8 protein-coding genes are annotated in these 13,811 nt (G+C 73.9%); all 8 read right to left on the bottom strand.

Annotated elements, in window-relative coordinates; all coding sequences use genetic code 11:
- Nucleotides 1–54 precede the first annotated feature (54 nt).
- Genes AC57BS_RS23355 through AC57BS_RS23320 form a run of 8 tightly spaced genes read right to left on the bottom strand, consistent with a single transcriptional unit; the run spans nucleotide 55 to nucleotide 13,790 of the window.
- Nucleotides 55–4,467: a type VII secretion EssC family protein gene (locus AC57BS_RS23355; protein ID WP_496413832.1), complete on the bottom strand. Its 4,413-nt coding sequence runs from the start codon at nucleotides 4,465–4,467 to the stop codon at nucleotides 55–57.
- On the bottom strand, nucleotides 4,464–5,189 hold the full coding sequence (locus tag AC57BS_RS23350) for an FHA domain-containing protein (RefSeq protein WP_496413831.1): 726 nt from the start codon (nucleotides 5,187–5,189) through the stop codon (nucleotides 4,464–4,466). Before AC57BS_RS23350 ends, AC57BS_RS23355 begins: the two co-directional genes overlap by 4 nt.
- Nucleotides 5,186–6,760 carry a serine/threonine-protein kinase gene (locus tag AC57BS_RS23345; protein WP_496413830.1) on the bottom strand — a complete coding sequence of 525 codons (1,575 nt, stop codon included), beginning with the start codon at nucleotides 6,758–6,760 and terminating at the stop codon, nucleotides 5,186–5,188. The genes AC57BS_RS23350 and AC57BS_RS23345 overlap by 4 nt, the downstream gene beginning before the upstream one ends.
- Nucleotides 6,757–8,262 carry an FHA domain-containing protein gene (locus AC57BS_RS23340; RefSeq protein WP_496413829.1) on the bottom strand — a complete coding sequence of 502 codons (1,506 nt, stop codon included), beginning with the start codon at nucleotides 8,260–8,262 and terminating at the stop codon, nucleotides 6,757–6,759. Before AC57BS_RS23340 ends, AC57BS_RS23345 begins: the two co-directional genes overlap by 4 nt.
- Complete coding sequence (locus AC57BS_RS23335; protein ID WP_496413828.1) at nucleotides 8,259–9,125, bottom strand: PP2C family protein-serine/threonine phosphatase; 867 nt, start codon at nucleotides 9,123–9,125, stop codon at nucleotides 8,259–8,261. Before AC57BS_RS23335 ends, AC57BS_RS23340 begins: the two co-directional genes overlap by 4 nt.
- On the bottom strand, nucleotides 9,122–10,126 hold the full coding sequence (locus AC57BS_RS23330; protein WP_496413827.1) for an RDD family protein: 1,005 nt from the start codon (nucleotides 10,124–10,126) through the stop codon (nucleotides 9,122–9,124). The genes AC57BS_RS23335 and AC57BS_RS23330 overlap by 4 nt, the downstream gene beginning before the upstream one ends.
- Nucleotides 10,123–12,447, bottom strand: a complete 2,325-nt coding sequence (locus tag AC57BS_RS23325; protein WP_496413826.1) for a transglutaminase TgpA family protein — start codon at nucleotides 12,445–12,447, stop codon at nucleotides 10,123–10,125. The genes AC57BS_RS23330 and AC57BS_RS23325 overlap by 4 nt, the downstream gene beginning before the upstream one ends.
- Entirely contained in the window at nucleotides 12,444–13,790 is a 1,347-nt protein-coding gene (locus tag AC57BS_RS23320; protein ID WP_496413825.1) for a DUF58 domain-containing protein, read from the bottom strand. Before AC57BS_RS23320 ends, AC57BS_RS23325 begins: the two co-directional genes overlap by 4 nt.
- Nucleotides 13,791–13,811 lie beyond the last annotated feature (21 nt).

Genomic DNA, 13,811 nt, shown 5'->3' with positions numbered 1-13,811 from the left:
TGGAATCGTGGTCGCCCGCCGGGCGGGCGTCGATGGGTTGACCGACCCATGGGGTCAGGCCGGGTGGGGCACCTGCACCTGGGTCACGGCACCGCCGCGGACCCAGTAGCCGCGGCCGACGACGAAGTCGGCCTGCCTGACGTGGGGCAGGGAGGTCTTGGCGAGGGTGTCGCCGTCGTTGCCGTCCGGTCGCAGCAGGAGCGCCGTGCGTGCCGCCTTCACGGCGTCGCCGGCCGCGCTGTAGGAGGAGCTCCAGGACGCGGTCTCCCCCTCGGCCACGACGAGGTGCCCGTTGCGCCTGGCCGCGGTGACGAGCTCCTCGAGACCCGGGTCCGCCACGCTCCCGAAGAGCTCGGGCATCGCCTCGATGACGACCATCACCGGTGCGAGCGAGCCGTCGGCCTCGACCAGCGGCCTCAGCTCCTCGATCACCTCGGCCACCTCGTCGATGCCAGAGGCCGACCAGTCCCACCCGCCCGGCACCGCCAGGACGGTCCGGCGGGGAGTGAGGAACGCTCGCCGCACCTGCGGGCAGCCGCGGCGTACGGACTCGGCCAACCACCTGACGGCGGTCGTGCGCCCCGAACCGGGCGGGCCGGCGAGGACCATGACGGTGGCGAGGTCGAACCCGACCGGCTGGAGGTCGTCGTAGGCGACACCGACCACAGGACGTCCCGCGACGGTCGTCGGCACCGTCTCCTCGGGGATGTGCTCGGGCAGCACCTCCACGGGTGCGGGTCGCGAGCGCACCCGCTCGGCGAGCTCGGGCGCGATCTCCTCGATGAGACGCGCCTGCGCGGCGACGGTGACCTCCTTGCCCAGGATCGCCAGCTGGAGCTCCTGGTGGTTGTCCGGCTGGACGCTGCGCCCAGGCGGGCTGTCGGGGCCGAGCACGTCGCGCGGGACGTTGAGCGCGAGGTAGCTGTCCTCGTCCGGTTGGCGCATCACGATGCGCCGCTGGAACGACGCCTGGATCGCCATCGGGACGGCGCCCTCCCGATCGGCGGTCATCGCGACGTGCACGCCGACCGACCTGCCGTCCGCCAGCACGCGCTGGAAGTTCATCCAGGTGCGCTGGTGACGACTCGCGGCCTCGTACGTCTCCCGCATGAGTGCGAAGCCGTCGATGAGCAGCAGGATGCGCGGTTCCTCGACCCGCCCGGTGAGGTCGCGGTACTCGGCGAGCGTCGCCGCGTTGGCGGCGCGGTATCGGTCCGACCGGTCGTCGATCTCGCGGACCAGCCGCTCGAGCAGGCGTACGACGCGCTCCTCGTCCTCGCCCGCGACGATCGGCGCGACATGGGGCATCGGCTCGATCAGGCGCAGACCGCCACCGGCGAAGTCGAGCCCGTAGACGTGCGAGTCCCCACCCCGCGGGGAGATGCCCGCGACCACTGCCAGGGTGCGCAGGGCGGTGGTCTTGCCGCACCCGCCGGTGCCGACGAAGAGGATGTTGCCCTCCGTGTCCGGCCGGAAGTACTCGTAGACCTGGCGCTGGTTGTCGGGGTCGTCCAGCACGCCGAGCAGCAGCTCGCCATCGGATCGCTGCCGCATGCTGAGCAGGTCGTAGACCGGAGCCAGCGAGTCCAGCCACGGCTTGCGTGGGGTGGGCACGGCTCCCTGGCGGCACGCCTCGCGCAGGGTGCGGACGAGGCGGGTGATGTCGGTGTCGAGCCCGTCCAGGGAGACCGTGGGCTTCGGGGTGGTCCACGACCGACCCCGACCGAAGTCCAGCTCCTCCACGAGCACCTGCGCGGGCGGCACCACGGCCGGCGTACGTGCGCCCGGGAACCCGGACTGGAAGGTCGCGACCCGGCCGGGGCCGGTCTTGGCGGCACCGCGCCCGGGGATAGACGGGTCGAAGTGCGCGGCCATCGGCGTGTCCAGGACGTCGGCGGAGTCGACCTCGTCGGCCATCCGCAGGGCCACGCGCAGGTTGGTGTTGGCGCGCAGGCTGTCGCTGATCACGCCGGCGGGCCGCTGCGTGGCCATGATGAGGTGCAGCCCCAGGCTGCGACCGCGCTGCGCGATGTCGATGACCCCGTCGACGAACTCAGGGACCTCGGACTTCAGCGCCGCGAACTCGTCGATGACGATCACCAGGCTCGGCGGGCAGTCCGGGTCGCCGGTCTTCTCGAGCTCGATCAGGTCCTTGGCTCGCTTGCTCCGCAGCAGACGCTCGCGGCGGTGCAGCTCGGCGCGGAGGCTGCGCAGCGCGCGGCGCACGAGGTGTGGCGACAGGTCGGTGACCAGGCCGACGCAGTGCGGGAGCTCGACGCACTGCGCGAACGCCGCGCCTCCCTTGTAGTCGACGAACAGGAAGGTCACGCGGTCCGGGCTGAGGGCGTGCGCGAGGCCGAGGACCCACGCCTGGAGGAACTCGCTCTTGCCGGCGCCGGTCGTGCCGCCGACCAGGGCGTGAGGGCCCTGGAGCCTGAGGTCGAGGGCGAACGGCTCGCTTCCCGCGTGGCCGACGAGTGCACGCAGGCTGACCGGCTGGTCCCGCGGCTCGGGAGGGGCGGAGCGGTCGGTGAGCGAGCCGTTCTCCCGCCAGCGATTGACGACCACGGCGGCGTCGTCGCTGGCCTCCTGACCGAGCAGCGAGACCACGGCGACCGACCGGGGCAGGTCCGACTCGTCGTCGACCGGCGTCCCCGCGTCGACGACGGGCGTCAGGATCCGGGCGAGGTGCCCGGCGTCCTCGCGGGCCATGCTCTCGACGCGCAGCGGCGTCACGCTGGTCCCCCTGCGGACCATGCCGGCGTGTGGCGACGCACTGTCGGAGAGGTCGACGAAGGTGCGGCAGCTGGCCGGGAGCTCCTGTCGCCGCGCCGCGCACCACACGACGTGCACCCCGACGTCCGGACCGAGCTCGGTCAGGCGTGTCAGCCGGGCCAGGTCGGTGGACGGCTCGTCGACCACGACGACGACGGAGGGCACCAGGGCGCGGTGGTCGAGCGGCTCGCCGTCGACCGGCCCGCGGCCGGGCGCGTCCTCCGTGCGCTGTGCGCTCCGCGCGTCGACGAGCTGCTCGAGACGGTCGAGGAGCGCAGCACCGGACGCAGGGTCCGCAGCCAGGTGGCTGCCCGCCAGCGGACTATGAGGTGAGCTGGCGTGGGGCAGCCACTCCAGCCACTCCCAGGCCGTACGCGACCCGGGCGACGCCAACGCCGCCACCACCACCTCGGAGGGTGCGTGCAGGATCGCGAGCTGGGCGACGACGCCCGCGGCGACCCCGCGCGTCGCGGCGCCGCCGCCACACACGCCCAGGTTCCCGACGGCGGGGAGGTGGCAGGTCACGGCGGCGTCGGGGATGACGGCGTGCCTGGCCCGGAGCTCCTGGCCACGCACGACCAGGTCCGCGATGGCCTCGCCGGAGGGATCACGGTCGTCGAACCGGACGTACGGCGCGACGTCACCGGTGCCGAGTCGCACCGACAGGAACTCCGGGTGCTCGGGGCGCCGCGACCACAGGACGTCGGTGCGGCGGTCCGCCGCGTCCACGCAGCGCGCCAAGGTGGGATGGAGCTCCTCCAGGGCGGCGCGGTCGGCGGTGCGGACCTGCTCCATCTCCTCGTCGAGCCGGTCCAGGGTGGCGGCGTACGCCGCCCGCACCGCGGCGAGCTTCTTGCGGGTCTGCCGGCGCTGGTCGAGGTAGGAGCCGATCATCAGCAACGGGCTGAGCGCGACGAACAGCACGGCGATGGCCGAGCGGGTGAAGGCGAACAGGGCGGCACCCATGACGAGCGGTGCCACGAGCGCCAGCACCGGGAAGTGGGCCGGATCCGGCTCAGTGGGGGCGGGCGGGAGCTCGCGCTGCCGCTCCTGCGGTCGCCGCAGGACCCTGGGCGAGCGGGTGAAGGCGATGTCGGTGCTGGCACCGGAGGCCGGGCCCGCGGCGTCGACCGAGATCGTTATCTCGGTGGCGCCGAGCCGGGCCACGTCGCCGTGCCCCAGGGCGCTGCGGGCGACGCGGATGCCGCCGACGAGGACGCCGTTGGCCGAGTTCTCGTCGAGGATCTCGACCTGGGAGCCGATGTTGAGGCGCGCGTGGTGCTTGGACACCATCGTGTCGGTCAGCCGGACGTCGCAGCCGGCGGCCCGGCCCACGCTCACGCTCCCGGTGGGCAGGTTGACCTGGAGCCCGGCGTCGGGGCCGGCGGTGACGGTGAGGACGGCCGCCGCGGGTCCCGCCGAGCCGCCGTGGACGGCCGAGGCGAGCTCGACCCGCGCGCCTGACCGCAGTCCGGAGTCGATGAGCGCGACATCGGGGTCCAGGACGACCTCACCCGCGCCGAGCGCTGCACGCAGCGTCAGCTCGCCGCCGGGCACGTGGCCCTCGAACTCCTTCGCGCCGGCCAGCGTCTGGGCCAGCGTGCCCGCCGTGGTGGTCGCGTCGGCCGTGACCAGCAGGTGACGCTCCGGCGACTGCGACCCCGGCTGGCGGAGGGTGAGCTTGAGCTTCACGAGACGCCTCCTGGCGCTGTCGTACGGGTGGCGTCCAGCAGCGGCAGGTCCGCGGCCGTGACCAAGAGGGACGAGACGGCGTACTCGACGAGGCGGACGCGACGGTTGGCCGCGGCCCCGGCCCCACCACCGTGGAGCCCGCTGACGCCGGCGCGGCTGAGCTTGTCGCAGACGTTGTCGAGCTTGCGGGTGAACCGGGTCTGCGCCCACCCGAGCCGGCGGGCGGCCTCGACCGCGCTCGGCACGCTCGAGGACCCGGATCCGACCCGCCGGAGCACCGGCTCCGCGAGGGCGAGCACGACCAGCAGCTGGGACTCGGTGAAGGTCGTCGGTGCGATCGTCGTCTCGCCGTCGTCGTGCACGGCGCCCCCGACGGGCCGGTAGGACTCCTGCGCGCAATCGAGCAGCACCTCGTAGCTGGTCGTGCCCGCTGCGAAGGTCAGGCTGGTGCGCCCGAACACGACGGGCAGGCTCGCCCCGGGCGACAGCGTGCTCCGCATGAGGCCGGCCTCGTCGGTCAGGCCGGCGGCCAGGCGCGAGCCCGAGTTGTGCACCCACCACAGCCCGTCGTGGAAGGTGACGACCAGGAAGCTCCGGTGGAGGTAGGGATTGTCGTCCAACCGCAGGTCGCCGTCGCGTCCGATGGTGAAGGTCTCCCCCGGCTCCAGCCGCGTGACCTCGCCCGCGAAGTCGACCGTGAGGGTGCTCTCGTGCGTGCTCACCTGGTGCACTCCGTGGCTCCTGCGGACGTCTGGCCGTTGCTGCGCCGCAGCATCACCTCGACGCACGTACGTCCCTGCTCGGCCGGGACCGTCACAGGACCGGAGTCGACCGGCCCCTCGAGCGGCCGCTGCTGGGACGGGTCGGCGACGCGGTAGAGGAACGAGTCGCCGTCCTCCGGGGCAGGGTTGCGCCACCGCACGACCACCTCGTCGCCGCGGCGCACGAGTGCCAGACCGCGCGGGCTCGGCACCGACTCGCCGACGGCGTCCGCGGGCCGACTGCTCGTGGTCGGCTCCGAGTCCTGGGTGGTGCCCTCGGTGGTGCCGCCCAGCACCAGCCAGGCGACCACGCCTCCGACGAGCACCAGCCCGACGACCGCGAGCACGGCCGTCCGGGCCGTCCGGGTCGCGGGCGGTGCCGGCTCGTGCCGGTCGTCCGGCGGGGAGGCGGGCGCGGCGGCCGGGTCCGACTCGTGACCCAGGACGGTGGCGTCCTCCTCCGGCGCTGGGATGGCCGGACCGGTGAAGTCGCGCGGCGCACGGTCGAGCACCGGCGTCGGAGCGGCGTACGCAGGGGCTGCCGTGGGTGCTGCGGGTGCGGGAGGTGCAGGGGTGACGCCCTCGGGGTCGATCACCTTGAAGGTCGAGATGCGCGTGGAGCCGACCTCCTCGCTCCCGAGGTCGTCTGCCACCAGGTCGTCCTGGGTGTCCTCACCGACCTCGATCGGCGTCATCGGCAGGTGGAGGGCGACCTGGATCGCCTGGAGGGCGCGGCCGAGCTCGAGCGCCGACTCGAAGCGCTGATCGGCCCTCTTGGCCATGGCGGCGACCAGCACGCGCTCGAGCTGCTCGGGCACGTCCTCGCGCCGGAGCGGGGGCACCGGCTCGTTCCGGGCGCGTGCCATGAGCGCCAGGTTGGAGTTGTCACCGCCGGGCACGATCATCGGGCTGCGACCGCCCAGCATCGCCCAACAGGTCGCGGCGAGGGAATAGACGTCGCTCGCGGGCACCATCGGCTGGCCCTTGGTGACCTGCTCCGGCGGCGCCCAGGCCGGCGAGACGCCGACCCCCACCCCCTGCTGGCCGTCCTGGGTGGACACCGAGATGCCGAAGTCGGTCAGGGCGGCCCGGCCGAACTCGGTGAACAGGATGTTGGCCGGCTTGATGTCGCGATGCAGCACGCCCATCCGGTGCGCTGACTCGACCGCGCCGGCGATCTGGATGGTGATCTCCAGCGCCTTCGCCACCGTCAGCGGACGGGTCCTGATCCGGCTCTCCAGGGTCTGCGGCTGGCAGACCTCCATCACGAGGTACGAACGGCCGTCGGGTGCCGCACCCGCGTGGTAGATGCTGACGATCGAGGGGTGGTTGGACAGCCGCGCCATCTGGTTGGCCTCGGCCTCGAACGCCTGCTGCGAGTTGTGCGTCAGGTCGGCGGTGAGCACCTTCACCGCGACCGTGCGGCCGAGCTGCTCGTAGCGGTGGACGTCGGCGAACCCACCGACCCCGAGGACCTCGATGAACCGGAGGCCGGGGATCTCGGGAGGCGCGGCCGCCTCGCGGCGGCTCACGGGAGGGCCTCGAACCGCAGGTCGACGCCGTGGCCGAGCTGGACGACGTCGTCGGAGGTCAGCAGCTGCGGGGACCGGGAGATCCGTACGGTCGGCTGGCCCGGGCGCTGGAGGAAGGTGCCGTTGGTGGAGTCGAGGTCGACGACCATCACGCTCCATCCCTCCAGCCGGATCTCGAGGTGCGTGCCCGAGACGTGGCTGTGCGGCAGCGGCAGGAGGCGGGGCAGTACAGGGCCCTGGATGCGCGAGGCCTGGGGGTTCCGCCCGGCCAGGACGTTCTGCACGAGCTCGATCTGCTCACCGGCCGACGTGACGAGCCAGCCCAGCCCGGGGCGGGGCATGCGGACGCCCTCGCCCGCGAGGCGCAGTCCGCAGACGCGGCAGGCGGGGCGGTGGGTCGGGTTCGCGTGGCCGTTCGGGCACAGCACGCCCAGGACGGTCTCCTGTCCGTCCGCCGCCTCGCCGCCCGATGCCAGGTAGGCGTCGATCTCCGTGCTGTCCGGAGCCTCGAGGAGGGTGTGGCCGTCGTGGTGCTCCCCGTCCGCCCCGGCAGTGCTGCTCCGGTCCGGGGCAGCGGGTCGGGCCGGTGCAGCCGACGGCACTCTGGAGATGAACGCTCCCGGACTCGCCGTGTGCGCGGGGCTCGCCGGACTCGGGCTCGCGGGGAGCGCGGGGGACGGCGCGGGCCGAGGCTCCGCCGGCACCGCTTCCACCGGCGCCACAGGCTCCACCACCACCACCGCTTCGACAGGCACCACAGGCACCACAGGCACAACCGGCTCGTCGCGGCCGGCGATGTCGTCGTCCTCCTCCGCGCGGACCGCGGCGTCCTCGATGTCGTGCAGCACCGTGTGCGGCGTGTACATGTGGGCCAGGCGGCTCGGCGGCGCTTCCGCACCCCGGGGCTCCGCCGCGACCTCGACCTCGGGCTCGGGCTCGGGCTCGGCCAGCGTCTCGGCCGACGGCGCCGCGGCCGGGACTACGACCGGGACCTCCTCCACCGCCTCGGCCGGACGGGACGGCTCGCAGCGCTCGTCGAGCAGGGCGTCCTCCGCCACCAGGAGGCGTACGGCCCCTGCAGGGACGACGCCGCCGACCACTGGCAGCCAGCTCTCGCCGACGACGCCCGCGCCCAGGGAGACGTACGCCGCCGACGTGGCGTCGACGTTGCGCTCGAGCCAGGTCGACACCTCCTCGCCGCGCAGGTCCAGCTCGGTGCCGTCGGTGTGAACGACCCGTACGTGGCAGCCGCCCCGGGCCGCGACGTGCAGGCCCTTGTCGTCGAGGACGGCCATCGCGAAGGCGGGCAGCGACGACAGCGCCGCTCCTGTCACCTCGGCGAGGATCTCCAGGAGCGTCCCGAGACCGGCGACCTCGGTCGCGGTGAGGCGGTCCCAGATCCCGACGAGCTGCTCGCGAGGCACGCCGTCGCCCACCAGGAGCACCACGTCGCCCAGCACGAGCGCGTACTGTCGTCCGGACGACCACTCGACCCGCCTCACGACCAACCGTCCTGACCGGGCTCCAGCGCGTCCGGCAGGGTGTCCCCACCGTTGTCGGTCACCGCGTCCAGATCCGGATGCGTGCCGTGACCGGAGTCCGTCCGGTGGGGGCCGTGCAGCTCGACCACGTCGACGACCACGGCCGTCACGTTGTCGTGCCCGCCGGCCTCGACCGCCTCGCGGACCAGCACGTCGGCCGCCGCCTGCGGATCGGCGATCCCGAGGAGCGAGGCGGCGATCAGCTGCTCGCTCAGTTCTCCGGTGAGACCGTCCGAGCAGATCAACAGCCGGTCGTCCGCCCCCGCGACCAGCAGGGACCAGTCCATCCGGGTCGGTCCGGCGCTCCCGGCGCCGATCGCGCGGGTGATCACGTTGCGCTGCGCGTGCGTGCGGGCCTCGTCGGCGGTGATCCGTCCGGACTCGACCATCTCCTGGACCCGGGTGTGGTCGACCGTCACCTGCTCGAGGCGGCCGTGCTGGACGCGATAGGTCCGGGAGTCGCCCACGTTGAAGACCAACCAGCAGGGCATGCCGTCCTGCTCCGCGAGCGCGACCCCGCTCAGGGTCGAGCCCGGTGCGGCGGACGGTCCGTCGGCGAGACCGGCCACCCGGTGCGCGGCACGCTCCACCGCCGCCAGGACCTCACTTGCCCCGAGCCATTCGCCGTGGCCGAGGGCAGCGAGCTCCTCCACCACCAGGGCCGAGGCCTCGGCCCCACCCGTGTGGCCGCCCATGCCGTCGGCCACGGCGAAGACCGGGCTGGCGACGACGTACGCGTCCTCGTTGCGGTCACGGACCCCCTGGTCGGTGGCTGCGCCGGCGCGTACGACCATCCGGGGCGCCGCGGTCGGGAGTGCGCTCACGAGGCCACCACCGTCAACCGCCGCTTGCCGAGCGTGACGACCGCACCGGGTGACACGGGGACGCGCGTCATGGGTGCGAGGCGGCTCCCGGGCGCTCCGTCCTGCTCGACCGACGATCCGTTGGTCGAGCGGAGGTCCATGACCCAGGGACCGGTCGGGCCGAGGCCGACGGCGAGGTGGTTCGCCGAGACGGACTGGTCGGCGACCACGACCAGGGCGGCCTCGCCGAGCGCGGCGCTCGGGCGGGGGTCGCGGCCGAGGACGACGGTTCCGTCGACCGGGATGCGCTGCCCGTCGTCGAGCACGACGACCGGGCGCGGTGCGCCGACGGCGGGCGCGGGCTGGGCGACGGGCGGCGCCACCGGCAGGCCGACGGGCCGCTCGACCGCCGGCGGGGCGCTGCTCGTGAGCGCCTGACCGGCACCGAAGGGGACCGCCTCGATCATGCCGCCCGGCTGCGGTGCGGAGGACGGACCGGGCACCGGTGCGGGCAGTCCCACCTGCGTCAGGTGGGACTCCTCGGCCTCCCATCCTGCGGGCGGGGCCGCGACCTGCTGGGGGGCGGCCGGTGCGACGCCTGCCCCCTTGCCGTCGACCAGGATCACGCCGGTCAGCCGGTCGAACCAGGAGCGGTTCGGCGACTGGATGGTCAGGGGGGTGATCAGCAGCGCGAGGCCGAAGGTGCACCCCTGCACGAGGTACTTCAGGAACGTCCGGCCGCCGGCCCGCTGCCCGGTGACGGCGTCGACGTGGTGCAGGCCCAGCATGAGCTGGCCCGGGAGCGCGGCCCGTGCGAGCACGGCCCACAGCGCGAAGGCGGACCAGACGGCGGTCAGGGCCAGGACGACGACCGCCACCTCCATCCCCCCGCCGCCCAGGAGGGCAGCCACGGTCACGCCGTTGAGGACGAGCAGGAGCACGAGGCTGACCGACATGTCGAGGGCACGCGCGGTCACGCGCCTGCCCATCGTGGCGGGGCTGCCGCTGGGGTGGGTGGTCACGTCGTCCTCCTCGGGCGTCGGTTGCTCAGCAGGGAGCGGGGTGAGACGACGGCACGCAGCCGTCGCACGGGGTGCACGGAGCGGGACATCCCGTGCCGGAGCGCGTTGACCTGGCGCCACATCTCGTCGACGTCCGCCTGGCTCGGCTCGCCCCGGCCGAACACGTGCGCGTCCATCCGCTCGGCGACGGCGACGGGACCGACCGTCGGGAAGGTGTCGGCGAAGTCGCGAGCGGACTCCTGACGCGTGAGGCGCGCAGGGGTGCGTACGCCGAGGTCGGCGGCGGTGTCGACGACCTCGTCCCAGCCGCCGGAGATCCTGTCGGCCGTACGGCCGTCGTGGCGACGACGCGCCCGACGGCGACGCTTGAGCAGGACGATGGCGGCGAACGGTGACGCCAGCAGCGCGCCGGCTCCCGCGACGTACGCGGCGACCCGGACCCCGGGCGGGATCTCGATCCCCTTCTCGTCCTTCTGCGTGGTCGAGCTGTCGTCGGTCCGGTCCTCGGGCGGGTCCACCGGCTCCTCCGGCGGCACCGGCGGGGGGAGCACCTGCGGCTGCGGGACCTCGTCCGGCTTCGGGACCTTGGTGTCGGGCGTCTTGTCGCGGTCCGGCGTGGGGTCGAAGGCGACCCAGCCCGCCTTCTCGAACGGGACCTCGACCCACACGTGGGCGTCGTTGCCGGTGAGGGCGACCGGCTCTCCGGGCGTGCTCTCCTCGGGGTAGAAGCCGAGGACCACCCGGGCCGGGTAGCCGAGCTGTCGCACCATCAGCGCCATCGACGTGGCGTACTGCTCGTCGTCGCCGATCATCCGGGCGCCGCTGAACAGGGCGGTGAGCCGCCCGTCGAAGTGGCCGGCCGTCGAGACCGTGTCGTCGTTGGAGTAGAACCCCACCTCGCGGAACCTCGACTCCAGCTTGCGGAGCTGGTCGATCTGGCTCTCGCCGGGCTCCGCGAAGTCCGACGTGATCCCGGCGATCGCGTCCGGAACGTCGACGTCGGCCTCAGCCGCGCCGGTGACGATGGAGTCCTTCGCGAGCTCCTCGTCGGTCGGCGCCGCGTCCGGGACGACCGTCACCGTGTAGCGCTCGCCTCCCTGGAGGCCGGCCGTGCTCAGCAGCGTGCCGGAGTCGGCGTTGTAGTAGAGCCCGGCGCCGAGCGACTCGGCCCGGGATCCCTCGAAGCTCACCCCGCCGACGTCTCCGCCGCCGGGGACCCACACGCCTTCGTAGTCGCCGACCTCGACGCCGAGGGTGCGCGCCCCATCGGGAGTGGTCACGCCGATGCGACTGCCGACGCGACGGAACTGGGCGCTCGCGGCGTCGACGCTGAAGACGTGGCCGTCGTAGCCGTCCATGGCCGCGACCCGGAGGCGGGAGCCTTCGGGCAGGCCGGTGATGGTGAAGAGCGTCTTCTCCTTCTGGTCGCGCTCGTAGTATCGGTAGCGCGTCAGCGGGCTCGCGTAGTCGCGCAGGTCGAGCGGGGGGACGACGTCGTCGCGCAGGACGTAGCGGTCCGACGCCGACACCATGCCGGCACCGAGGAACGCCGAGGAGCCACCCGCGACTGCCAGGACGACCGCAGCCGCGACGATGCGCTGCCGTTGCGCACTGGTGCTGGTCCGTCGGCTGGTCAGGAGGTGCGCGTTGTCGCGGTGCTGCTGCAGCGCCGTGCGCCAGCCCGCCCACGCGAGCGCGGTCACGCAGAAGACCGCGCCCTGCACGGCCGCCGACGGGGCGGTCTTGGTTCCCCAGAGGATCCCGACCACCAGCAGCATGACCGCGGGCGCGAGGGCCCACAGGTGCCGACGCGCCCGGAGTGCGAGGCCCACGGCAAGCACCGCGCACACCAGGCCGGAGAGGTAGGGCACGACCGCCGGTCCGGTGAACGAGGACGCCGGGACGCTCACGGTGAGCAGGTCGCGCCACGCCTGCCAGGTCAGCACGACGAGCCGGTTGACGGTCTCCGGGGTCGGTACGACGCCACCGAGGGTCGTGCTGGGCAGGGCGAGGGGACCGCCGAAGGCGACGAACACCCCCAGCGTCGCGGCGGCGACGGCGAAGACGGACCACCGGCGCCAGGCGCCGATGGCGGCCACCGCGGTGCCGAGGAGCACACCCCCGCCGGCAGCGGCGTACCCCGACGCGTCGGCGAACACCGGTCCGAAGGCGACCACCCCGGTCGCGAGCAGGACCAGCATCGCGACGACGTCGAGGACCTGCGGGACCGGCAGCGCCCGGCGCCCCCGACCGAGGGTGAGCTGGGTCGTGCCGGGCTCGGTGAGCTGGGGCCGGGTCGGGCCCTGGTTGTCGGTGCTCATCGCATCGTCCTCACCGCGCGGGGCAGGTCGTCCAGGGCGGACAGGTCGAGGACCGTGAGCCTCCCGATGCGCCGGCGTGCGACCTCCTGCCCCTCCGCGCAGCGCGCGGCGAATGTGAAGGCGTCCATGGGGGCGACCCGGTCGGCGGCACGGAGCGCGGCGGCGTCGGTCGCGGAGCCGGTGACGACGGCGACGACGGAGGCGCCGGGCACGAGGGCGACGCCCTCCTCGGCGAGGGTCTGCAACGGCGCGCAGTCGGGCACCAGCTCGACGCGGGAGAGCTCGTCGAGCAGCCCGCGCGCACTCGGGAACCGCAGGCGTCCCGCCTGGGTGACCACGGAGAGGTCGCGGTCCTCGCGCAGGCACTGGAGACCGAGCGAGGCGACGCTCGACACCGCGATCTCGAAGTCCTCAGGGTTCGCGTAGTCCTCGGGGCGGACCGACAGCAGGAGCAGCAGGTGGGAGCGGCGGGTCTCCTCGAAGACGCGCACCATGAAGCGCCCGGTGCGGGCCGTCGTCTTCCAGTGGATGGCGCGCCGGTCGTCGCCCGGGACGTAGTCGCGCAGGGCGTGGAAGGAGACGTCCGAGCTCGACAGGTCCTGGGTGGTGACGCCCTCGACGTCCTTGAGGAAACCGGCGTGGCCCGAGTCGATGACCAGGGTGCGCGGGTGGACGAAGAGCTCCACCTGCTCCGTCCAGCGCTGGGCGCGGCGCAGCAGGTGCAGCGGGTCGGCGCGGACGGAGAGCACAGGTCCGACGGGGATCACGCCGCGTCGACGGGTCGGGACGGCGAAGAACTCCTCGTGCTCCTCCTGCTTGCCGAGGGCGGGCAGGTCGAACGACGCGACCGCGCGGGCGACAGGGAGCTCGATGCGGGTCGGGAGCAGCGATCGCGTGCCGCAGTTGCGGATCAGCAGGCGACCCAGTGCCTCGGCGCCCACCTGCACCCGCTGGTCGTCGAGTGCGATGTCGACGTCGTACGCCGTCTTGCCCAGCACCCACGCGAACGCCGCGAGGAGCACGACGGCGAGGGCCGAGGCCGCGACGGTGAGCTCGGTCCAGGAGCGGTCGAGGCCCACCCACAGGGTGAGCGCCAGGCCGGCGAGCGCGACCCAGCCGAGCGGGGTGACGAAGGCGCCGACCGCCGCGGCGCGCTGCCGCGCGGGAGTCGTACGGCTCCACGCCTGCTCGCCGTGCCCGCGAACGGACTGCCAGCGACGCGACGTGGCGAGGCGGTCACCGAGGCCCGTGGCCAGCCCCGTGACCAGACCCGTGGCCCGCCCCGCGACGTCGGGGCGCGGCAGCCGGCGGCGCGTCGGCGCGGCCGGGCTGACCGCGCTCATGCGGCTGCTCCACCGTGGTGC

The sequence above is a fragment of the Nocardioides sp. BGA-UO-ETr-FS32 genome, from assembly GCF_059567905.1.
Note: the sequence above shows the minus strand (reverse complement) of the source record. Positions and strands in the feature narration are given on the sequence as shown.

Coding starts and splice junctions, on each gene's coding strand:
- AC57BS_RS23325 (WP_496413826.1), bottom strand. CDS start 12,447: ATGAGCACCGACAACCAGGGCCCGACCCGGCCCCAGCTCACCGAGCCC.
- AC57BS_RS23320 (WP_496413825.1), bottom strand. CDS start 13,790: ATGAGCGCGGTCAGCCCGGCCGCGCCGACGCGCCGCCGGCTGCCGCGC.